1 protein-coding gene (cut by a window edge) is annotated in these 25,490 nt (G+C 75.2%); it reads right to left on the bottom strand.

Translation table 11 applies throughout. The annotated features are described in order from the left end of the window. Positions 1-25,467: the 5' portion of a type I polyketide synthase gene (locus Q0994_RS21315; protein WP_299537469.1), read on the bottom strand. It extends 16,656 nt beyond the left edge of the window; the window shows 25,467 of its 42,123 coding nt (coding positions 1-25,467); its start codon is at positions 25,465-25,467; its stop codon lies off the left edge, out of view. Positions 25,468-25,490: the final 23 nt, after the last annotated feature.

A 25,490-nucleotide genomic window follows, 5' to 3' on the forward strand; every position in this document is an offset into this window, starting at 1 on the left:
GAACACCTCGGCGCCGAGGTGACGGGCGATCTGTACCGCCGCCATGCCGACACCGCCGGCCGCCGCGTGCACGAGGACGGACTCGCCGGCCCGGAGACCGCCGACGTCCACCAGACCGTAGAGGGCGGTGAGGAACGCCATGGGTACCGACGCCGCGTCGACGAACGACCACTCTTCGGGCATCCGGGCCACCATGCGCCGGTCCACGACGCACGACGGCCCGAACCCCTCGGAGAGGAGACCGAACACCGGGTCGCCGGGCGCCAGGTCGGTGACGCCCTCGCCGACCTCGACGACCACGCCCGCGCCTTCCGACCCCATGAGGGCAGAGGAGTCGGGGTACTCGCCCAGGGCGATCAGCACGTCCCGGAAGTTGACGCCGGCGGCGCGAACGGCGATCCGGACCTCACCGGCGCCGAGCACGGCCGGGGCGACGGGCACGAAGGCGAGGTCGTCGAACGTCCGGCCGGTCGCTTCGAGCCGCCACGCCCCGGCGGTCGGCAGAGGCATCAGCGGCGGCCGTACACGGGACAGCCGGGGCGCCACCAGCACGCCGCCTTCGCGGAGGGCGAGTTGTGGTTCGTCGTCCGGCAGGGCGGGGACGGCGGCGGCCGGCGTGGACGGGTCGAGATCGAGGAGGACGACCCTGCCGGGGTGTTCGGACTGCGCGGAGCGGACCAGGCCCCACGCGGCGGCGGTCAGCGGATCCGCGATGTCGTCCGCCGGGACGGCGACCACCGCGCCGCTCGTGCGCACCACGAGCCGGGCGTCGGCGGTCCGTCCGTCGGCCAGCCAGGACCGGATGCCCGCCAGCACCGCGCCCGCCTCGCGCGGCACCCGCCACCACACCTCCTCGGGACCCGCGGGGCCGCCGGTGCCGGACACGGAGTCCGAAACGGCGTCCGTGGGATCGGCCGCGTCGGACTCGATCCGCGTCCCCACGGCGCCGGGCGCGGTGGCGGGCTGCGGCAGCTCGGTCCAGGAGACCTCGTGGAGCCCGTCCGCCGCGGCGCCGTCCGGCCCGTCGGTGACGGGACGAAGAGTGAGGGAGTCGATCGACACGACGGCCAGACCGGTCCCGTCGTACGCGGTGACGGAGAGGGACTCGGGGCCGACCTGCTCCAGTCGTACCCGCAGTGTCCGCGCACCGGTGGCGTGCACCGAGACGCCGGCGAACGCGAACGGCACCCGTGCCACCGTCTCGCCCCCGGACCGCCCGGCGGCGACCGCCTGGAGCGCGGCGTCCAGCAGCGCGGGGTGGACGCCGAACCCGTCGGCGGCCTCCTGCTCGGGGAGCGTCACTTCGGCGTGGACGGTGTCACCGGAGCGCCAGACCGCCGTGAGTCCCTGGAAGACGGGGCCGTAGGCCAGCCCGGTCCCGGCCGCGTCCGCGTAGTGGGTGTCCAGCGCGACGGGCTCGGCTCCGGCCGGGGGCCACACCGGGTCGGCGATCCCGGCGGGCACGGCCGCCGCCGCCAGCAGCCCGCCGGCGTGGCGGGTCCACGGGGCGTCCTCGTCGTCGGCGGGGCGTGCGTAGATACCGATGGTGCGGGGTTCGTCGTCACCGACGACCACCTGCACCCGCATCGCGCCCCGCTCGGGGAGCACCAGCGGGGTGTGCAGGGTCAGTTCCTCGACCCGCTCGTACTGCGCCTGGGCACCGGCGTACCAGGCCAGTTCCGCCAGTGCGGTGCCCGGCACCACCACCGCACCCCGCACCCGGTGGTCCGCCAGCCACGGGTGCGTCGACACCGAGAGGCTTCCGGTGAAGAGGAGTCCGCCGCCTGCCGCCGGCGCGATCTCGGCGCCCAGCAGCGGGTGGTCGGTGGCGCGCAGCCCGGCCGCGCCGAGGTCACCGGCCCCGGCCCGGCGGCTCAGCCAGTACCGCTCGCGCTGGAAGGCGTACGTGGGCAGTTCGAGCCCGCCGCCGCCCCGGGGGGTGAGGAGCGCCGTCCAGTCGACGGGGGTGCCGACCGTGTGGACGCGGGCGAGGGCGGTCAGGGCCGACGCGGTGTCGTCCCGGTCGCGGCGCAGCAGGGGCACGGCGGGCACCGATGCGTGCACCGCAGGGGTCAGCGCGGACAGCACGCCCGCAGGGCCCAGCTCCAGGAACGCCCGCACCCCGGACAGCGACCCCACCGCGTCGGCGAACCGCACCGGCTCGCGGACCTGCCGCACCCAGTACGCCGCCGTCGCCGGATCACCCGAAGCGGTCGGCACCAACGGCACCGACGCGGGTGCGTACGTCAACGACTCCGCCACCCGCGCGAACTCCGCGAGCATCGGCTCCATCAGATGCGAGTGGAACGCGTGCGAGACCGTCAGCCGCTTGACCCGCCGACCCTCCGCCCGCAACCGGGACCCCAGAGCCTCGATCGCTTCCGCGTCCCCCGACACCGTAACGGATTCAGGGCCGTTGACGGCAGCGAGGCAGACACCCTCCGGCAGGACCAGATCCCCCTCGGACATCTCCGCCGCCAGCATCGCCCCGCCCTCGGGCAGCGCCTCCATCAGCCGGCCGCGCGCCGACACCAGCGTGCACGCGTCCTCCAGCGACAAGATCCCCGCCACATGCGCGGCGGCCAGCTCACCGATCGAATGGCCCACCAGCACGTCCGGAGCCACCCCCCACGACTCCACCAACCGGAACAACGCCACCTGCAACGCGAACAACCCCGGCTGCGCATGACCGGTCCGGTTCAACGCGGCGGCGTCGTCCCCGAACACCACGTCGCGCAGGGGCCGTTCGAGACCGGCGTCCACCCGCGCGCAGACCGCGTCGAACGCCTCCGCGAACACCGGGAACGCCTCGTACACACCGCGGCCCATTCCCGCCCACTGCGACCCCTGCCCCGTGAACAGGAAGACCGTGCGGCCGTCCGTCGTCGAGCCGGTGACGGCGTCGGCGGCGGGGTCGCCGTCGGCGAGGGCGGCGAGGGCGGCTGCGGCCTGCGCGGTCCCGGTGGCCAGCACCACCGCGCGGTGGTCGAACAGGGCGCGGCCGGTGGCGAGGGTGTGCCCGATCTCCTCGGGGCGCAGTTCCGGCCGGGCGACCACGGCGTCGAGCAGCCGTGCGGCTTGGGCGCGGAGCGCTTCGGAGGTCCGCGCCGACAGCAGCCACGGCGTGACGGCGGGCGGCGCCGGGGGTTCGGAGGGCGCCGGCACGTCCGGCGCGGGGGCCTGTTCGAGGACGACGTGGGCGTTGGTGCCGCTCATGCCGAACGAGGACACGGCGGCCCGGCGCGGCCGGTCCACGGCCGGCCAGGTCCGCGCCTCGGTCAGCAGCTCGACCGCGCCCGCCGACCAGTCGACCTGCGGGGTCGGCTCGGAGACGTGCAGGGTGCGCGGCAGCACGCCGTGGCGCAGCGCCTCGACCATCTTGATCACGCCCATCACCCCGGCCGCCGCCTGCGCGTGACCGATGTTGGACTTCGCCGAACCGAGCCACAGGGGTTCTTCACGGTCCTGCCCGTACGCGGCGAGCAGGGCCTGTGCCTCGATCGGGTCGCCGAGCCGGGTGCCGGTGCCGTGCGCCTCCACCGCGTCCACCTCGGCCGGGGTGAGGCCCGAGGCGTCGAGTGCGGCCCTGATCACCCGCTGCTGCGACGGCCCGTTCGGAGCCGTCAGGCCGTTGGACGCGCCGTCCTGGTTCACCGCCGAGCCACGGACCACGGCGAGGACGTGGTGCCCGTGCGCGCGGGCGTCGGAGAGCCGCTCGACCAGCAGCACGCCGACGCCTTCGGACCAGCCGGTGCCGTCGGCGTCGGCGGAGAAGGACTTGCACAGGCCGTCGTCGGACAGCCCCTTCTGCTTGCTGAACTCGCTGAAGATGCCGGGGGCCGCCATCACGGCGACGCCGCCGGCCAGGGCCATGGTGCACTCCCCGCTGCGCAGGGCGTGGACCGCCCAGTGCAGCGCCACCATGGACGAGGAGCACGCGGTGTCGACGGTGACCGCCGGGCCCTCGAGTCCGAGGAAGTAGGCCAGGCGGCCGGAGGCGACGCTGCCGGCGCTGCCGGTGAGCAGGTGGCCCTCGGTCTCGGCCAGTGCGGGCTCGGCGCTGTACTGCGAGGCGGAGGCGCCGATGAAGACGCCCGCCCGGCTGCCGCGCAGGCTGGTGGGGTCGATGCCCGCGTGCTCGAGGGCCTCCCAGGAGGTCTCCAGCAGCAGTCGCTGCTGGGGGTCCATGGCGAGCGCCTCGCGCGGCGAGATCCCGAAGAAGGAGGCGTCGAAGTCTCCGGCGCCTTCGAGGAATCCGCCGACCCGGGTGGTGGTGGTCCCCGGCCGGTCCGGGTCGGTGTCGAACAGGGCGTCGAGGTCCCAGCCCCGGTCGGTGGGGAACGGGCCGGTGACGGTGGTTCCGTCCATGACCACGCGCCACAGGTCGGCGGGGGACGCGATCCCGCCGGGGTAGCGGCAGGCCATGCCGACGATGGCGATCGGCTCGTCGGTCCGCACCGCGACGGACCGCGTCGTGCGGGGCGCGGCGGGTTCGGCGCCGGCCAGCAGTTCGGTCCGGAGGAATCCGGCCAGCACCTGGGGGGTGGGATGGTCGAACACCAGGGTCGCGGGGAGCCGCAGCCCGGTGACGGTGGTCAGCCGGTTGCGGAGCTCGACCGACGTGAGCGAGTCGAAGCCGAGGTCGCGGAAGGCCCGGTCGGGTGCCACCCCGTCGCCCGAGGCGAAGCCGAGCACAACGGCGATCTCCGCACGCACCAGGTCGAGCAGCATGCGGTCGGGGTCGGCGGCGGCCGCCAGTTCGGCGGCGAGTCCTCCGCCGTCCGCCCGCCGGGCGGAGAGCGCGAGCCGGGCCGCGGTACGCGTACGGGACCGGGGTACCGCCGCGCGCAGGACGGCGGGGATGTCGTCGGACCGGGACAGGCGGGCGTGGTCGATCGATGCGGCGACGAGCTGCGGCAGCCCGGCGGCCAGCGCCGCGTCGAAGAGGGCGAGGCCCTGCTCGTCGGAGAGCGCGCCGCCGAGTCGGGTGGCCCTCGCCCGAGCCACCTCGTCCAGGTGGCCGCTGACCGCACTGGCCCGGTCCCACAGGCCCCAGGCCACGGAGGCGGCGGGCAGACCGCGTGCCGCGCGGTGCTGGGCGAGCGCGTCCAGGACGGCGTTGGCCGCGGCGTAGTTGCCCTGGCCGGGGGTGCCGAGCGTGGCGGCCACGGAGGAGTACAGCACGAACATCGCCAGGTCGAGCCCGGCGGTCAGCTCGTGCAGGACGAGGGCGGCGTCCGCCTTCGGACGCAGCACGGCCTCCAGCCGCTCGGCGGTGAGCGTCTCGACCGGTCCGTCGTCGGTGACACCGGCCGCGTGGATGACGCCGGTCAGCGAGTGAGCGTCGGGGACGGCCGCGAGCAGCGCGGCGACCGCGTCACGGTCGGCCGCGTCGCACGCCACCACCTGCACCGACGCACCCGACGCCTCCAGCTCCGCGACCAGTTCCGCCGCTCCCGGCGCGTCCGGACCCCGGCGGCCGGTCAGCACCAGACGGCGCACGGCGTACGTCTCCACCAGGTGGCGGGCCAGCAAACCGCCCAGAGCCCCGGTGCCACCGGTGATCAGAACCGTGCCCTCGGGGTCCAACTCCCTCGGCATCACCAGTACGTTCTTGCCGATGTGACCGCCGGACGCCAGATGCCGGAAGGCGGTGCGCGCCTCGCGCAGGTCCCAGGCCCGTACCGGGGGAAGGGCGAGGTCGCCGCGCGCGAAGAGTTCGAGCAGCTCGGCCAGCATCTCCTGGAGACGGTCGAGCCCTGCGTCCCAGAGGTCGAAGGCGCGATACGTGTGGTCGGGTCCGAACGACTCCGGGTCACGGAGGTCGGCCTTGCCCATCTCCACGAACCGGCCGCCCGGCGCGAGGAGCCGCGCGGATGCGTCGATGAACTCCCCGGCCAACGCGTTCAGTACGACATCGACACCGCGGCCACCGGTCCGGCTGCGGAACGCGTCCTCGAAGGCCAGATCACGGGACGAGGACAGGTGGTCGGCGTCCAGACCGGTCGCCGCCCACTTGGACGCCGACGCGGTCCCGAATACCTCCGCACCCCGATGACGCGCGATCTGCACCGCCGCCATCCCCACCCCGCCCGCCGCCGCATGGACGAGAACCCGCTCACCGGACCGGAGACCGCCCAGATCCACCAGGCCGTAGAACGCCGTCAGGAACGCCATCGGCACCGACGCCGCCTCGACGAACGACCAGCCCTCCGGAACCGGAGCGACCATCCGCCGGTCCACCACCACCGAGGGGCCGAAGCCGCCGGAGAGCAGGCCGAACACCCGGTCACCCGGGTAGAGGTCGCTGACGCCCTCACCGACCTCCAGCACCACACCCGCACCCTCCGACCCCATCAAGGCCGCAGCGTCCGGGTACTCCCCCAGTCCGATCAGTACGTCACGGAAGTTCACCCCCGACGCACGGACCGCGATCCGGACCTCGCCGGCGCCCAGGGCTCCCGGCGTCGCCGGTATCAGGGCCAGGTTCTCCAGGGTGCCGGCGCCGGTGGTGTCCAAGCGCCACCCGCCCGCCGACGGCGTCCGCAGGGGGCGTACGCGGGTCAGGCGCGGCACCAGCATCCGGCCCTCGCGCAGGGCGAGTTGGGGTTCGTCGTCCGGGAGCGCCGGGACGGCGTCCGGCGTGGTGACCGGGTCCAGGTCGACCAGGACGATCCGGCCCGGGTGTTCCGACTGCGCGGAGCGCACCAGCCCCCAGACCGCCGCGGCGGACGGGTCGGTCGCCTCGTCCGCGGGGACGGCGACGACCGAACCCCGCGTGTACACCACGAGCCGGGCATCCGGAGTCCGCCCGTCGGCCAGCCAGGAACGGATGCCTTCCAGCACCTGGCTCACTTCTCGGGGCGCCCGCCACCACACCTCGGGGCCGGGGGTCGGCCCGGTGCCGGAGAGGGGTTCCGTAGGGTCGGCCGCGTGTGTCCCGACCCGTGTGCCGGGCGCACCCGCGGGCGCGGGCAGGGCGGTCCAGGACACCTCGTAGAGCGCGTCCGTCCCTGCGAGGGGCTGATCGGCGACCGGCCGCAGCGCGAGCGAGTCGATCGAGACGACCGGGGTGCCCGCCAGGTCGTACGCGGCCACCGAGACCGAGTCCGGACCGGCCGGCTCCAGCCGGATGCGCAAAGTCCGCGCGCCGGTGGCGTGCACCGACAGGCCCGCGAACGCGAACGGTATCCGCGCCACCGCCTCGTCCCCGGTCCGGCCGGCGGCGACCGTCTGGAGCGCGGCGTCCAGGAGTGCCGGGTGCACGCCGAACCCGTCAGGGTCCTGCGGCGCGGGGAGTGTCACCTCGGCGTAGAGGATGTCGCCGGAGCGCCAGGCCGCCGTCAGCCCCTGGAAGACCGGCCCGTAGGCGAGCCCGATGCCCGCCAAGTCCGCGTAGTGCGCATGGAGTTCGAGCGGCTCGGCACCGGCGGGGGGCCATACGGCTTCGGCCGCCTCGGGGGCCGAGGCCGTGTCGGGCGTCAGCAGCCCGGCGGCGTGGCGGGTCCACGGTTCGTCCTCGGCGTCGTCGGGGCGTGCGTAGATGCCGACCGTCCGGCCACCGTGCTCGTCCTCCCCCTCGACGATGACCTGCACGCGCACGGCGCCCCGGTCGGGCAGCACCAGCGGGGTGTGCAGGGTCAGTTCCTCGACCCGCTCGCACTCCGCCTGCGCACCCGCGTACCAGGCGAGTTCCGCCAGCGCGGTGCCCGGCACCACCACCGCACCCCGCACCCGGTGGTCCGCCAGCCACGGGTACGCGGCGGTGGACAGCCGACCGGAGAACAGGAGGCGCCCGCCCGTGGCGGGGGAGATCTCCGCCCCCAGCAGGGGATGTTCGGCGACGCGCAGCCCCGCCGCGCCGAGATGGCCGGTGCCGGGACGCGGGCTCAGCCAGTACCGCTCGCCCTGGAAGGCGTACGTGGGCAGTTCGGCCCTGCCGCCGCCCCAGGGGGTGAAGAGCGCCGTCCAGTCGACGGGGGTGCCGACCGTGTGGACGCGGGCAAGAGCGGTCAGGGCCGACGCGGTGTCGTCCCGGTCGCGACGCAGCAGCGGCACGGCGGGCACCGACGCATGCACCGCAGGGGTCAACGCCGACAGCACACCCGCAGGGCCCAGCTCCAGGAACGCCCGCACCCCGGACAGCGACCCCACCGCGTCGGCGAACCGCACCGGCTCGCGGACCTGCCGCACCCAGTACGCCGCCGTCGCCGGATCACCCGAAGCGGTCGGCACCAACGGCACCGACGCGGGTGCGTACGTCAACGACTCCGCGACCCGCGCGAACTCCGCGAGCATCGGCTCCATCAGATGCGAGTGGAACGCGTGCGAGACCGTCAGCCGCTTGACCCTGCGGCCCTCCGTCCGCAACCGGGACCCCAGAGCCTCGATCGCTTCCGCGTCCCCCGACACCGTAAGGGAGTCGGGGCCGTTGACGGCAGCGAGGCAGACGCCCTCCGGCAACTCCAACTCACCCTCGGACATCTCCACCGCCAGCATCGCCCCGCCTTCGGGCAACGCCTCCATCAACCGGCCGCGCGCCGACACCAAGCGGCACGCGTCGTCCAGCGACAAGATCCCCGCCACATGCGCGGCGGCCAGCTCCCCGATCGAATGGCCCACCAGCACGTCCGGAGCCACCCCCCACGACTCCACCAACCGGAACAACGCCACCTGCAACGCGAACAACCCCGGCTGTGTGAAGCCCGTACGGTCCAGCGCCTCCGCGTCCCCGAACACCACCTCCCGCAACGGACGATCCAGATCCACCCGCGCACAGACCGCGTCGAACGCCTCCGCGAACACCGGGAACGCCTCGTACAAACCGCGGCCCATACCCGCCCACTGCGACCCCTGCCCCGTGAACAGGAAGACCGTGCGGCCGTCGCGTACGTCGCCCCGCACCACACCGGGCGCGACGCGGCCGTCCGCCAGGGCGGTGAGGGCGTCGGCGGCCTGGTCGGGGCCAGTGACCAGGACGACCGCGCGGTGGGCGAGCGCGGCGCGGCCGGTCGCCAGGGTGCGCCCGATGTCCACGGCGGGGCCCTGCGCTCCGCGCAGCCGGGTGGCCTGGGCGGCGAGTGCGGCGGTGGTGTGGCCGGAGAGCGGCCACGGCACGAGGGCAGGCTGCGGCGCGGAGGAGTCGAGAGGCGCTTCGGCGGGCACGGTGAGCGCCCGATCGGCGGGCACGGCATCGTCGCCGGGGGTGGTGACGGGCGCGACGGTGACGGCCGCCACGGTGGCGGGCTCGGCGAGCAGGACGTGGGCGTTGGTGCCGCTGATGCCGAAAGAGGAGACACCGGCGCGGCGCGGGCGGCCGGTGCCTGGCCAGGGGCGGGCCTCGGTCAGGAGTTCCACCGCGCCGGCCGACCAGTCGACGTGGGAGGACGGCGTGTCGGCGTGGAGCGACGGGGGCAGCACGCCCCGGCGCATCGCCTCGACCATCTTGATGACGCCCGCGACCCCGGAAGCGGCCTGGGTGTGGCCGATGTTGGCCTTGACCGAGCCCAGCCGCAGCGGCTCGTCGCGGTCCTGGCCGTAGACGGCGAGCAGCGCCTCGGCCTCGATGGGGTCGCCGAGCCGGGTGCCGGTGCCGTGTGCCTCCACGGCGTCGACCTCCGAGGGTCGCAGACCGGCGGAGGCCAGCGCGGCGCGGATGACCCGCTGCTGCGACGGTCCGTTGGGGGCGGTCAGGCCGTTGGAGGCGCCGTCGGAGTTCATCGCGGAGCCGGCGACGACGGCCAGTACGGCATGACCGTGGCGACGGGCGTCGGAGAGCCGCTCGACCAGCAGCATGCCGACGCCCTCGCCCCAGGCGGTGCCGTCGGCGGCGTCGGCGAAGGGCTTGCAGCGGCCGTCGGCGGCGAGGCCGCGCTGCCGGCTGAACTCGACGAAGGCGCCGGGGGTGGCCATGACGGTCACACCGCCCGCGAGGGCCAGGTCGCACTCGCCGTTGCGGAGCGACTGGGCGGCCAGGTGGAGAGCGACGAGGGAGGAGGAGCAGGCGGTGTCGACGGTGACGGCGGGGCCCTCGAGTCCGAAGGTGTAGGCGACCCGGCCGGACATGATGCTCGCGGAGCCGCCGGTGGCGACGTGTCCTTCGATTCCGGTGGAGTCGGCGAGGGTGAGGCGGGTGTAGTCCTGGCCGTTGGTGCCGGCGAAGACGCCGGTGCGGCTGCCGCGCAGCGAGCGGGGGTCGATGCCCGCACGCTCGAACGTCTCCCAGGCGCTTTCCAGCAGCAGCCGCTGCTGGGGGTCCATCGCGAGTGCCTCGCGCGGTGAGACGGAGAAGAGTTCGGCGTCGAAACGTCCGGCGTCGGAGAGGAAGGCGCCTTCGCGGACGTAGGAGGTGCCGGGGCCGTCGCCGGCGAACAGGGCGTCGAGGTCCCAGCCCCGGTCGGTGGGGAACGCGCCGACGGCGTCGCGGCCCTCGGCGACGACGTCCCAGAGGTCGTCCGGGCCGCTGACCCCGCCGGGGTAGCGGCAGGCCATGCCCACGATGACCACGGGATCGTCGTCCGGGGCGGCGGGCCGGGACGTCGTCGGGCCGGTCGGATCGGCGGACTGTCCGAGCAGGTTCACGAGCCGATCGGCGAGGGCGCCGGAAGTGGGGTGGTCGAAGACGAGGCCGGCGGGCAGGCGCAGTCCGGTGAAGGTGGCGAGGCGGTCGCGGAGTTCGACGGACGTCAGGGAGTCGAAGCCGAGGTCGGAGAAGGCCCGGTCGGCGGCGACGGCGTCGGCCGTGCGGTGGCCGAGGGCGGCGGCGGCCTCGGCCCGTACCAGGTCGGTCATCGCGCGGAGCCGCTCGGCGGGCGGCCGGGCCATCAGGCGGCGCGCCGCCCCGGTGCCCGGTCCGGCGGAACCGTCGGGGGCCGGGGTGCCGGTGCGGTCGTGGAAGGCGTCGAGGAGCGGGCTGGGCCGGACACTGGTGAAGGTGGCGGCGAAGCGGCTCCAGTCGACGTCGGCGACGGTGACGCAGCTGTCCCCCGCGGCCAGGGCGCGGTCGAGGGCGGCGAGCGCCCGCTCGGGGTTCAGCGCGGTCAGCCCACGGCGGCGCAGCGCCTCCTCGGCGCCCTGTTCGGCCAGCATGCCGCCGTCGCCCCAGGGGCCCCAGGCCACCGAGAGGGCCGACGCGCCGCGCCGACGCCGGGCTTCGGCCAGCGCGTCGAGGTGGGCGTTGGCCGCCGCGTACGCCCCTTGTCCGCCGCTCCCCCACACGCCGGCGATGGACGAGAAGAGCACGAAGAGTTCCGCGTCGGGCAGCAGCGCGTCCAGGTGCGCCGCGCCCTCCGTCTTGGCCCGTACGGTCTCGGCGTAAGCGTCCGGCGTCAGTGCGGTGAGCGGTTCGACACCGATGACTCCGGCGGCGTGCACCACGCCCGTCACGGCGTGCTCGGTGATCACGGCGGCCAGTGCTGCGCGGTCGGTCACGTCGCAGGCGACGAGGGTCGCGGTGGCTCCGCGTGCGGCGAGTCGGGCGACCAGTTCGGCCGCGCCGGGGGCGTCCGGGCCGCGTCGGCCGGTCAGCACCAGGTCGGTGACGCCGCGATCCGCCAGCCAGTGGGCCACCCGGCCGCCGAGGACTCCGGTGCCGCCGGTGACGAGCACCGCGCCCGAGGCCGGCGGGGCGCCCTCGCTGCGGGACGGGGCGGTGGCCGCGGACAGGGCGTGGCGGAGCCTGCGGGCGAGGACGCCCGCGTCCCGGATCGCGAGCTGGTCCTCGGCGCCGTCGGGCGCCGTCAGTACGGAGAGCAGGCGCGCGGCGGCGCGGGTGTCGAGGGTGGCGGGGAGGTCGATGAGACCGCCCCAGCGTTCGGGCTGCTCCAGCGCGGCGACCCGGCCCAGCCCCCACACCGCAGCCGCCGAGGGGTCGGGCGCCCCGTCCGCGCGGTTCACCGACACCGCCCCACGCGTCAGCACCCACAACCGGCCCCCGAACCCGGCGTCCGCACGCAGCAACGGCAGCAGATCCACCGCCCCCGACGGCAGACACACCACACCCGCCACGTCCCCGAACCCGCTCAACTCCGCATCGAACCGGGCCGCCACGAGGTGCCCGGAGAGGGCGGCGGCGAGGTCGTCGGGGACGGACCCCTCGGGGGTGAGGACCAGCCAGGTGCCGGTGGGGCGTGCGGGGGTGTCGGCGAGTGGCTGCCAGGTGACGCGGTAGCGCCAGGAGTCGAGCAGTGCCTCTTCCCGCCGGCCGCCGTGCCAGGCGGAGAGGGCGGGGAGCACGGTGGCCAGGGTCTCGGGGTCGAGCCGGAGAGCACCGGCGACCTCGGCGGCGTCCTGGCGCTCCACGGCCTGCCAGAAGCGGGCCTCGGTCTCGTCGACGGCAGCGGTGGCGGTGCCGGTCGGGGCGGGGCTCGGGTCGATCCAGTACCGCCGGCGCTGGAACGCGTACGTCGGCAGATGGTCGATGCGGTGCGTTCCGGTCTCGGGGAGCGTCGCCGACAGGTCGGCGGGGCCGCCGTGGACGTGGGCGACGGAGACGGCGTGCAGCAGCGTCTCGGCCTCGGGGCGGTCGGCGCGGAGAGCGGACGCACAGGCGGCGGCCGGCTCGCCGTCGAGACAGCGGCGGACGTGGCCGGTGAGGGTGCCGTCGGGCCCGAGTTCGAGGTGGACGGCGGTGCCGGTGTCCCGCAGTCGGGCGACCGCATCGGCGAAGCGGACGGGTTCACGCACCTGCCGCACCCAGTACGCCGCCGTCGCGGGATCACCGGACGCGGTCGGCACCAAGGGCACCGACGCGGGTGCGTACGTCAACGACTCCGCGACCCGCGCGTACTCCGCCAGCATCGGCTCCATCAGATGCGAGTGGAACGCGTGCGAGACCGTCAGCCGCTTGACCCGCCGACCCTCCGCCCGCAGCCGGGACTCCAGGCCGGATATCGCCTCCGCATCACCAGAAACCGTCAGGGAGTCGGGGCCGTTGACGGCAGCGAGGCAGACGCCCTCCGGCAGGACCAGATCCCCCTCGGCCGCCTCCACCGCCAGCATCGCCCCACCCCCGGGCAACGCCTCCATCAACCGCGCACGCGCCGACACCAGCGCACACGCATCGTCCAACGACAGAATGCCGGCGACGTGCGCGGCCGCCACCTCACCGACGGAGTGCCCCACCAGCACGTCCGGAGCCACACCCCACGACTCCACCAACCGGAACAACGCCACCTGCAACGCGAACAACCCCGGCTGCGCATACCCCGTACGGTCCAGAGCGGCGTCGTCCCCGAACACCACCTCCCGCAACGGACGGTCCAGCCCGGCGTCCACCCGCGCACACACCGCGTCGAACGCCTCCGCGAACACCGGGTACGCCTCGTACAACCCGCGCCCCATACCCGCCCGCTGCGACCCCTGCCCCGTGAACAGGAACGCGGTACGGCCCGGAGTGACGGTGCCGGTGATCACGGACGGGTGTGCCGTGGCCGTGGTGAGGGCGGTGAGGCCGGCGGTCAGGTCGTCGTGGGTGGCTCCGAGCACGACGGCCCGGTGGTCGAGGGCGGCACGGCCGGTCGTCAGGGCGCGGGCGAGAGCGGTGCCTTCGGTGGCGGGATGCGCCTCCAGGAACGTGAGCAGGTTGGCCGCCTGGGCACGCAGGGCGTCGGCGGTGCGGGCCGAGAGGGGCCAGGCCAGCACGGGCGGCGCGGGAGTCGTCGCGGGGAGTGGGGTGGGCTCGTCCGCCGGGGCCTGCTCGATGACGACGTGGGCGTTGGTGCCGCTGATGCCGAACGAGGAGACCGCCGCGCGGCGCGGCCGGTCGGCGGTCGGCCAGGGGCGGGCCTCGGTGAGCAGGGCGACGTTGCCGGTGGTCCAGTCGACGTGCGGGGTGGGCGCGTCGGCGTGCAGGGTACGGGGCAGTTCGCCGTGGCGCAGCGCCATGACCATCTTCACGATGCCCGCGGCGCCCGAAGCGGCCTGGGTGTGGCCGATGTTGGACTTCAGCGAACCCAGCCACAAGGGCTCTTCGCGGTCCTGCCCGTACGTGGCGAGCAGCGCCTGCGCCTCGATCGGGTCCCCGAGCCGGGTGCCGGTGCCGTGCGCTTCCACGGCGTCCACGTCGGCCGGTTCCAGCCCGGCCGCCGACAGGGCGGCCCGGATGACGCGCTGCTGGGCGGGGCCGTTCGGCGCGGTGAGGCCGTTGGACGCGCCGTCGGAGTTGACGGCGGAGCCGCGTACCAGGGCGAGCACCTGGTGGCCGTGGGCGCGGGCGTCGGAGAGGCGCTCGACCAGGAGTACCGCGGCGCCTTCGGACCAGCCGGTGCCGTCCGCGTCGGCGGAGAAGGACTTGCAGCGGCCGTCGCCGGCCAGGCCGTCCTGCTGGGCGAACTCGGTGAAGCCGGCCAGGGTCGGCATGACGGCCACGCCGCCCGCGACGGCGAGGTCGCATTCGCCGGTGCGCAGGGCCTGGGCGGCCAGGTGGAGGGCGACCAGGGAGGAGGAGCAGGCCGTGTCGACGGTGAGGGCGGGGCCTTCGAGTCCGAAGGTGTAGGCGATGCGGCCCGACATCACGCTGTTGGAGGTGCCGGTCAGCAGGTGGCCGGTGACCTCGTCGGCGGGGGTGGCGCCGAGGCCGTAACCGCTGTTCGAGGCGCCGACGAAGACGCCGGTGCGGCTGCCGCGCACGGAGGTGGGGGCGATTCCGGCGTGTTCGAGTGCCTCCCAGACGGATTCCAGCAGCAGCCTCTGCTGGGGGTCCATCGCCAGGGCTTCGCGGGGCGAGATGGAGAACAGGTCGGCGTCGAAGTCGGCGGCGTCCGGAAGGAAGCCACCGAGGGTGGCGTAGTCCGCGTCGTCGGTGTTCCACCCCCGGTCGGCGGGGAAGGCCGTGATGCCGTCGCCGCCCTCCTGGACGAGTCGCCACAGGTCCTCGGGCGAGCGGACCCCGCCGGGGAGGCGGGTGCTCATGCCGACGATGGCGAGGGGTTCGTCGGAGGTCGCCGGGGCGGTGCGGGCGGGGGCGCCGGGTGCGGTGTCGGGGCGGCCGAGGAGTTCGGTGCGGAGGTGGGCGGCCAGGGAGGCGGCGGTGGGGTGGTCGAAGACGAGGGTGGGGGGCAGGGCGAGGCCGGTGGTCCTGCCCAGTCGGTCGCGGAGTTCGACGGAGGTGAGCGAGTCGAAGCCGAGGTCGGTGAAGGCGGTCGCCGGGTCGACGGCGGCCCGGTCGCGGTGGCCGAGGACGCCGGCGACGGCGGTCACCACCAGGTCGAGCAGGGCGCGGTCGCGTTCGCCCGCGGGCAGGGCCGCGAGCCGTTCGCGCAGCCCGGCGCCGGTGGCCAGGTCGGCGGTGCGTGCCGCGTCGCGCACCTCGGGGAGTTCGGCGAGCAGCGGGCTGGGCCGGTGCGCGGTGTAGGTGGCGGTGAAGCGGTCCCAGTCGACGTCGACGACGGTCAGGCACGGGTCGCCGGAGGCGACGGCCCGGTCGAGGGCGGTGACGGCGAGGTCCGGGTCGAGAGGGCGGAGGCCTCGTCGGCGCAGCTGGCCGGCCGCGTCGCCGGCGGTGGCCATGCCGGCGTCGGCCCAGGGGCCCCAGGAGACGGAGGTGGCCGGCAGTCCGCGGGCCCGGCGGTGTTCGGCGAGCGCGTCGAGGTGGGCGTTGGCCGCCGCGTAGGCGGCCTGGCCGCCGCTGCCCCAGATCCCCGCGATCGAGGAGTAGGTGACGAACGCGACGGGCGCGCCGGGAAGTTCGGCGGTGAGTTCGTCCAGCAGCCGTGCGGCGTCGGCCTTGACCCGCAGCACCGTGTCGAGCCGTTCGGGGGTGAGGTCGGCGAGGGGGGTGTCGTCGGTGACGCCCGCCGCGTGCACCACGGCGGTCAGCGGGTGTGCGGCGGGGATCGCGGAGAGTACGGCGGTGAGCGCGTCGCGGTCGGCCGCGTCGCAGGCGACGATCGTGGCGGTGGCGCCGGCGGCGGTCAGCTCGGCCAGGAGGGCGTCGGCGCCGGGGGCGTCGGGGCCGCGGCGGCCGGTGAGGACGAGGTGCGGGGTGCCGCGCCGGGCGAGGGTGCGGGCGAGGTGGGAGCCGAGGGCCCCGGTGCCGCCGGTGATGAGGACGGTGCCGTCGGGGCGCCAGGGCGTGGCGGCGGGTTCGGGTGCGGCGTGGCGCAGGCGGCGGGCGAAGACGCCGGAGTCGCGGACGGCGATCTGGTCCTCGGGTCCGGCGGCGGCGAGGACGTGCGCGAGCCTGCGGCCCGCCTTGGCGTCGAGGGTGGCGGGCAGGTCGACGAGACCGCCCCAGCGGCCGGGGTGTTCGAGGGCCGCGACGCGGCCGATGCCCCAGACGCGGGCGGCGTCCGGGTCGGTGAGGCGGTCGGCGCGTCCGGTGGAGACGGCCCCGGTGGTGGCGGTCCAGCAGGGTGCGGTGATGCCGGCGGTGTCGAGCGTACGCAGCAGCGCGACCAGGTCGGCGGGGTCGGGGTGCAGGGCGAGGACGCCGGCGGGGTCGTGGTCGCGGAGGGTGGTGACGTCGGCGGTGTCGAACTCCGTCACCTGGGCACCGGCGGCGCGGAGGGCGTCAGCGATAACGGGCCGGGCGGGGCCGATCAGCAGCCAGACGCCGCTGAGGACGGTGTCGGACCGGGTGTCCAGGGGGGTCCAGGCGACACGGTAGCGCCAGGAGTCGACCAGGGACCGGGAGCGGCGGTCTCGCCGCCAGGCGGTGAGCGCGGGCAGCACGGTGTCGAGCCCGGCACCGTCCGCGAGGCTCAGGGTGGCGGCGACGGCGGTGCGGTCGGCGGCGTCGACGGCCTCCCAGAACCTGGTCTCGGCGGGGTCGGCGGCGGTCGTCGCGGACGGGGCGGTGTCGAGCCAGTACCGCTCGCGCTGGAAGGGGTACGGGGGCAGCTCCACCTGCCGGCCGGCGGCGGTGATCCCGGCGAGGTCGACGGGGACACCGTGGTCGTGCAGGTGGGCGACGGCGCGCAGCAGCGTCCCGGCCTCGTCGTGTCCGTCCCGGAGGGCGGGCACGGCGCGCACGTCGGCATTCTGCGCGGCGAGGGCGGTGAGTACCGCATCGGGGCCGATTTCGAGCGCGGTGGCCGCGTCGGCCGTGGTGACCGCGTCGGCGAAGCGGACGGGTGCGCGCACCTGGCCGACCCAGTACGCGGCGGTGGCCGGGTCACCCGGCGCGGTCGGGACCAGCGGGACGGACGGGGCGCGGTACGTCAGCGACTCCGCTACCTGCTCGAACTCCGCGAGCATCGGCTCCATCAGATGCGAGTGGAACGCGTGCGACACGGTCAGCCGCTTGACCCTGCGCCCCTCCGCCCGCAGCCGGGCCTCCAGACCGGTGATCGCGTCCTCAGCACCCGAAACCGTAAGGGAGTCAGGGCCGTTGACAGCGGCGAGACACACGCCTTCCGGCAGGACCACGTCCCCTTCGGCCGCCTGCACCGCCAGCATCGCCCCGCCCTCGGGCAACGCCTCCATCAACCGCCCACGCACCGAGACCAACGCGCACGCGTCGTCCAGCGACAGGATCCCCGCCACGTGCGCGGCCGCCACCTCACCGACGGAGTGCCCGACCAGGACGTCCGGGGTCACACCCCACGACTCGACCAGCCGGAACAGCGCCACCTGCAACGCGAACAGGGCCGGCTGCGTGTAACCGGTCCGGTTCAGGGCGGCTTCGTCCCCGAACACCACGTCCCGCAGCGGGAGTTCGAGTGCGATACGGGCGCAGACCGCGTCGAACGCCTCCGCGAACACCGGGAACGCCTCGTACAGCCCACGCCCCATTCCGGCCCGCTGGGACCCCTGCCCCGTGAACAGGAACGCGGTACGCGCGTTGCGGACGGTTGCCGGGCGGGCGACGGGGATGTCCGTCGCGGGGTCGGCGAGGGACGCGAGTGCGCGGGCGAGGGCCTCGCGGGTGCCGGCGACGAGGGTGGCGCGATGGTCCTGGGCGGGGCGGGTGGTGGCCAGCGACCGGGCGAGGTCGACGGGGCGCAGCGTGGCGTCCCGGTCCAGCAGGTCGAGCAGACGGCGGGCCTGCCCGGCGAGGGCTGCCGGGGAGTGCGCGGAGACCGGGACCGGCACGGGGTGGGCGGGGTCGGGTCCGGCTTCGGGCGCGGGCTGTTCGGGGGCCTGCTCGATGATGGTGTGGGCGTTGGTGCCGCTGACGCCGAAGGAGGAGACGGCGGCCCGTCGGGGGCGGCCGGTCCGGGGCCAGTCCAGCGTCTCGGTGAGCAGTTCGACGCTGCCCGCCGACCAGTCGACGTGCGGGGTCGGTTCGGTGACGTGCGGGGTCCGGGGCAGCACGCCGTGGCGCATCGCCTCGACCATCTTGATGATGCCCGCGACCCCGGCGGCGGCCTGGGTGTGTCCGATCGCGGCCTTGACGGAACCGAGCCGCAGGGGCTCTTCGCGGTTCTGCCCGTAGGTGGCGAGCAGTGCCTGCGCCTCGATCGGGTCGCCGAGCTTGGTGCCGGTGCCGTGTGCCTCGACGGCGTCCACGTCGGCCGGAGCAAGGCCGGCGGCGTCGAGGGCGGCCCGGATCACGCGCTGCTGGGAGGGCCCGTTGGGGGCGGTGAGACCGTTGGACGCGCCGTCCTGGTTGATCGCCGAACCACGGACGACGGCGAGGACCCGGTGGCCGTTGCGGCGTGCGTCGGAGAGGCGTTCCACCAGGAGCAGGCCGACCCCTTCGGACCAGCCGGTGCCGTCCGCGTCGGCGGAGAAGGACTTGCAGCGGCCGTCGGCGGACAGGCCGCGCTGGCGGGAGAACTCGGTGAAGATGGCCGGGCTCGCCATCACGCTGACGCCACCGGTCAGCGCCATCGTGCACTCGCCGTTGCGCAGCGACTGGGCAGCGAGGTGCAGGGCCACCAGGGAGGACGAGCAGGCGGTGTCGACGGTGACGGCGGGGCCTTCAAGGCCGAAGGTGTAGGCGAGCCGGCCCGACGCCACACTGGTGGAGCTGCCGGTCAGGAAGTGGCCCTCCACCCCCTCGGGGAGGCGTACGCCGACGCCGTAGCCGGAGGAGGCGGCGCCGACGAAGACACCGGCCCGGCTGCCCCGCAGGGTGCCGGGATCGATGCCGGCCTGCGCGAACGTCTCCCACGCGGTCTCCAGCAGCAGGCGCTGCTGCGGGTCCATGGCGAGGGCCTCGCGCGGCGAGATGTCGAAGAGGCTCGCGTCGAACTCGGCCGCGTCGGTCAGGAATCCGCCGGCGCGGGCGTAGGTGGTGCCGACCTTGTCGGGGTCGGGGTCGTAGAGCGAGGACAGGTCCCAGCCCCGGTCGGCGGGGAACGGGCCGGTGGCGTCGCCGCCCTCGACGACGAGCCGCCAGAGGTCCGCCGGGGAGGAGACGCCGCCGGGGAAGCGGCAGGCCATGCCGACGATCGCCACGGGTTCGTCGGCCGCCGCCGTGCGCACCGGGGCCTCGGGTCGGCCCAGGTCGCCCGCGAGGGTCTCGCGCAGGTGGGCGGCGAGGGCGGCCGGGGTGGGGAAGTCGAAGACGAGGCTCGGCGGCAGCCGCAGACCGGTGGCGGCGTTGACGCGGTTGCGGAGTTCGACGGAGGTCAGGGAGTCGAAGCCCAGTTCCTTGAAGACACGGGTCGGTTCGACGGCGTCGATGTCGGCGTGGCCGAGGACTGCGGCGATCTCGGCCAGCACCAGCCCGGTGAGCAGGCGGTCCTGTTCGGCGGGGCGGAGCGCGGCGAGCCGGTCGGCGAGGCCGGAGCCGCCGGTGACGGTGCCTGCGACCCGGCGGGGCGTGGTGCGTACCAGTCCGCGCAGGAGGGCGGGGACGGGACGGCGGCTGCGGGCGACGGCGAGGTCGAACCGCACGGGCAGCAGATGGGTGAGTCCCGTCCGCAGCGCGGCGTCGAAGAGGGCGAGGCCCTGGTCGGTGGCGAGGGGGCCGCCGATCCGGGAGGCGCGGGCCAGGTCGGTGGCGTCGAGGTGGGAGCTGACGGTGCTGCTGTGCGCCCACAGCCCCCAGCCGAGCGCGGTGGCCGCGAGTCCCCGGGCGCGGCGGTGCTGGGCCAGGCCCTCCAGGAAGGCGTTGGCGGCGGCGTAGTTGGCCTGGCCGGGAGAGCCGAAGGCGGAGGAGGCGGAGGAGTAGAGGGCGAACATCGCCAGGTCGAGGCCGGTGGTCAGCTCGTGCAGGACCAGGGCGGCGTCCGCCTTCGGACGCAGCACGGCGTCCAGCCGCTCGGCGGTGAGCGCTTCGACGACCCCGTCGTCGGCGATGCCCGCCGCGTGGACCACACCGGTCAGCGGATGCGCGGCCGGGACGTCCGCGAGCAGCGCGGCGACCGCGTCCCGGTCGGCCGCGTCGCACGCCACCACCTGCACCGACGCACCCGACGCCTCCAGCTCCGCGACCAGTTCCGCCGCACCCGGCGCGTCCGGACCCCGGCGACTGGTCAGCACCAGACGGCGCACACCTCGCGACTCCACGAGGTGGCGGGCCAGCAAACCGCCCAGAGCCCCGGTGCCACCGGTGATCAGAACCGTGCCCTCGGGGTCCAACTCCCTCGGCGTCACCAGCACGTTCTTGCCGATGTGGCCACCGGACCCCACGTGACGCAGCACCGCGCGCGCCTCGCGCACGTCCCACGCCCGCACCGGCGGCAGCCGCAGCACTTCGGAGGCGAACAGCTCCAGCAGCTCGCACAGCATCGCCTGCAACCGGTCCGGACCGGCCTCGCTCAGGTCGAAGGCGCGATACGTGTGGTCGGGTCCGAACGTCTCCGGCTCGCGGAGGTCGGCCTTGCCCATCTCCACGAACCGGCCACCGGGCGCCAGCAGCCGCGCCGAGGCATCGATGAACTCCCCCGCCAGCGCGTTCAGTACGACATCGACACCCCCACCACTGGTCCGCGCACGGAACGCGTCCTCGAAACCGAGGTCGCGCGACGACGCCAGATGGTCGGCGTCCAGACCCGTCGCTCCCCACTTCGAGGGCGACGCCGTACCGAACACCTCCGCACCCCGATGACGCGCGATCTGCACCGCCGCCATCCCCACCCCGCCCGCCGCCGCATGAACGAGAACCCGCTCACCCGACCGCAGACCGCCCAGATCCACCAGGCCGTAGAACGCCGTCAGGAACGCCATCGGCACCGACGCCGCCTCGACGAACGACCAGCCCTCCGGAACAGGAGCGACCATCCGCCGGTCCACCACCACCGAGGGGCCGAAGCCGCCGGAGAGCAGGCCGAACACCCGGTCACCCGGGTAGAGGTCGGTGACACCCTCACCGACCTCCAGCACCACACCCGCACCCTCCGACCCCATCAAGGCCGCCGGATCCGGATACTCCCCCAGACCGATCAACACATCACGGAAGTTCACCCCCGCCGCACGGACCGCGAGCCGCACCTCGCCGGCGCCCAGGGCACCCGGCGTCGCGGGTACGAGGGCCAGGCGGTCCAGGGAGCCGGTGTCGCCGTCGCGGGCGAGCCGCCACGCGTCCGTCGCGGGCAGGTCGAGGGTGCCGGACGCCGAGGCGCGGGTGAGCCGGGGGGCGAGCAGGGTTCCGCCGCGCAGGGCGAGCCAGGGCTCGTCGAGAGGGGGCAGGGAGGCCAGAATCGCTTCGGCGGGCGGGGCGTCGGCGTCCAGGAGGAGGAACCGGTCCGGGTGCTCGGACTGTGCGGAGCGCACCAGTCCGCCGAGGGCGGACGCCGGGAGGTCGGTGACGTCGTCGCCGGTGGTCGCGGCGACGGCGGACCGGGTGATCAGGACGAGCCGCGAGGCGGCGAACCGGTCGTCGGCCAGCCACGCCTGGATGCCCGTCAGGGCCGCGGCGACGGTGGCGCCGGCGTTCTCCGCCGCTCCCTGCGGGAGCGGCCAGGCCACGACGTCGGGCACGACCGTGCCGGCGAAGGCGGCGAGGAAGGCGGCGGGGCCCTCGGGGGCGGTGGCGACGACGCTGGCGCGGGGTTCCGGGGTGGTCACCGGGGCCCAGTGCAGGGTGAACAGCGCGTCGTCGTGGCGTGCGGCCGCCGCGGCCGGGGGGCGCAGGGTCAGCGTGTCGACGGTGGCGACGGGCGCGCCGGTCGGGTCGGTGACGCGCAGGGTGTAGGTGTCGGCGCCGGTGGCGGCGAGGTGGACCCGCAACCGGGTGGCGCCGACGGCGTGGAGGGTAGCGCCGGTCCAGACGAAGGGCAGTCCGGCGCGGGCCGGGTCGATGCCGGTGGGGTGCAGGGCGGCGTCGAGCAGCGCCGGGTGCAGGCCGCAGCGGGCCGCCTCGCCGTGCGCGGACTCGGGCAGCTCCACTTCGGCGTACAGGTCGTCGCCTGCGCGCCAGGCGGCGCGCAGGCCCTGGAAGGCGGGACCGTAGCGGAATCCGGCGTCGGAGGCGCGGGGGTAGAAGCCGGTGAGGTCGACGGGTTCGGCCTCGGGGGGCCACGGCAGCGTGGGGACGGCGGTGCCGGTCGCGGTGCCCAGGACGCCGACGGCGTGGGCGGTCCACTCCTCCTCACCGTCGGGGCGGGAGTGGATCTCCAGGCGGCGGGTGCCGTCGTCGCCCTCGGGGCCGACGCTGACCTGCACCTGGACGGCCCGGTGCGGGGGCAGCACCAGGGGGGCGACGAGGGTGAGGTCGTCCACGGTGGTGCAGCCGACGTGTTCGCCCGCGTGCCAGGCGAGTTCGACGAAGGCGGTGCCGGGGACCAGGATGCTGCCGAGGATCTCGTGGTCGGTGAGCCAGCCGTGGGTGGCGGCGGAGAGCCGGCCGGTGAGCAGGGCTCCGCCGCCGGCCGCGAGGGAGACGGCGGCACCGAGCAGCGGGTGGTCGGCGGCGCCGAGTCCGGCGGAGGTGAGGTCGGTGGCGGTCAGTCGGCCGGAGGGCCAGTAGGCGCGGCGTTCGAACGGGTAGGTCGGCAGGTCCACCGGCCGGCCGCCGCCGAGGACGGCGGCCCAGTCGACGGTGACGCCGTGGGCGTGGGCGTGGGCGACGGCGTGCAGGATCGTCGCGGTGTCGTCGCGGCCGGTACGCAGCACCGGGGCGGTGACGGCGTCCTCGGTGAGGGACTGGGTGAGTGCGGACAGCACGCCGTCCGGGCCGAGTTCTAGGTAGCGGGTGGCGCCGCGGCCGGCCGCCGCGCGCACCGCGTCGGCGAAGCGGACGGGTTCGCGGACCTGGCTCACCCAGTAGGCGGCGGTGGCCGGGTCGCCGGGGGCGGTGGGCAGCAGCGGGACGGACGGGGCGCGGTACGTCAGGGACGCGGCGGTGCGCGCGAAGTCGGCGAGCATCGGTTCCATGCGGTGCGAGTGGAACGCGTGCGAGACCGTGAGGCGTTTGACCTTGCGGCCCTCGGCCCGCAGCCGGGTCTCCAGGCCGGTGATCGCGTCCTCGTCGCCGGAGACGGTGACGGAGGCGGGGCCGTTGACCGCTGCCAGGCAGACTCCGTCGGGCAGGGTCAGGTCCTGCTCGGCGGCCTCGACGGCCAGCATCGCGCCGCCCCCGGGCAGCGCGTCCATCAGGCGTCCGCGCGCGGACACCAGGCGGCACGCGTCGTCGAGGGAGAGGATGCCCGCCACGTGGGCGGCGGCCAGTTCGCCGACGGAGTGGCCGATCATGACGTGCGGGCGGACCCCCCAGGACTCCAGGAGCCGGAACAGGGCGACTTCCAGGGCGAACAGGCCGCTTTGGGTGTACGCGGTGCGGTCCAGTGCGGCCGCGTCGCCGTGGACGATCTCGCGCAGCGGCCGGTCCAGGTCGAGCCGGGCGCAGACCGCGTCGAAGGCGTCCGCGAACACCGGGTACGTCTCGTACAGTCCGCGGCCCATGCCGACGCGTTGCGCGCCCTGGCCGGTGAAGAGGAACGCGAGGCGGCCGGGGGCGGCGACGCCCGCCCGTGCCTCGGGCGGCACGGTGCCGTCGGCGAGTTCGGTCAGGGCACGCAGGGCGGCATCCCGGTCGGCGGCGAGCACGACGGACCGGGTGGGCAGTGCCGCCCGGGTGGTGGCGAGGGAGTGGCCGACGTCGGTGAGGCGGATGTCGGGCCGTGCGGTGAGGAAGGCGGCGAGGTTCGCGGCCTGTTCGCGCAGGGCGGGGGCGGTGCGGGCGGAGAGGGGCAGGGGGACGAGCGGCGGCTCGGGCGCGGTACCGGCCGGTTCGGTGGGGTCGGCCGGTTCGTCGGCGGGTGCCTGTTCGAGGACGGTGTGGGCGTTGGTGCCGCTGACGCCGAACGAGGACACCGCGGCGCGGCGCGGCCGGTCGGCATCGGGCCAGGGGCGGTTCTCGGTGAGCAGAGCGACGTTTCCGGCGGTCCAGTCGACCTGGGGGGTCGGCTCGTCGGCGTGCAGGGTGCGGGGCAGTACGCCGTGCTGGAGCGCCTGGACCATCTTGATGACGCCGGCGATGCCGGCGGCGGCCTGGGTGTGGCCGATGTTGGACTTGACCGAGCCGAGCCAGAGCGGCTCCTCCCGGTCCTGCCCGTACGCGGCGAGCAGCGCCTGCGCCTCGATGGGGTCGCCGAGGCGGGTGCCGGTGCCGTGGGCCTCGACGGCGTCCACCTCGGCGGGGGTGAGGCCGGCCGAGGCGAGGGCGTCCTCGATGACTCGCTGCTGGGCGGGGCCGTTGGGGGCGGTGAGGCCGTTGGAGGCGCCGTCCTGGTTGACCGCGCTGCCCCGCACCACGGCGAGGACCCGGTGGCCGTTGCGGCGGGCGTCGGAGAGCCGTTCCAGCAGGACCAGGCCGACCCCCTCGCCCCAGCCGGTACCGTCGGCGCCCGCGCCGAAGGCCTTGCAGCGGCCGTCGGCGGCCAGCGCCCGCTGGCGGCTGAACTCGACGAACGCGGCGGGGGTGGTCATCACGGTGGCGCCGCCGGCCAGCGCCAGGGTGCATTCGCCCTTGCGCAGCGACTGGGCGGCCAGGTGGAGGGCGACCAGGGAGGCGGAGCAGGCGGTGTCGACGGTGAGGGCGGGCCCTTCGAGCCCGAACGCGTAGGAGATGCGGCCGGACATGACGCTGGCGGCGGTGCCGGTGGCGAGGTAGCCGTCGGAAGCGCCGGGGTCGGCGGCGAGCACCGAGGCGTAGTCCTGGCCGTTGGTGGCGGCGAACACGCCGACCCTGGTTCCGCGTACGGACTTGGGGTCGATGCCGGCGCGTTCGAACGCCTCCCACGAGGTCTGGAGCAGGAGTCGCTGCTGGGGGTCCATGGCGACGGCTTCGCGGGGGGATATCTCGAAGAGGCCGGCGTCGAACTCGGCGGCGTCGTAGAGGAAGCCGCCCTCGTGTCCGTAGCTGGTGCCGGGCCTGTCCTGGTCGGGGTCGAGCAGCGTGCCGAGATCCCAGCCGCGGTCGGCGGGGAACGCGGACACGGCGTCGCCGCCCCGGGCGACGAGGTCCCAGAGCTGCTCGGGGCTGCGGACGCCGCCGGGGAAGCGGCAGGCCATGGAGACGATGGCGATGGGCTCGCCATCGCGCTCCTCCATGTCCTTCAGTCGCCGGTGTGCCTGCCGCAGCTCACCCGTGACGAAGCGCAGGTGATCGAGCAGCTTCTCTTCATTCGCCATCAGAACGACTCCCAGCAGGCAGG

This window comes from uncultured Streptomyces sp. (assembly GCF_947488945.1).
GTDB lineage: Bacteria > Actinomycetota > Actinomycetes > Streptomycetales > Streptomycetaceae > Streptomyces.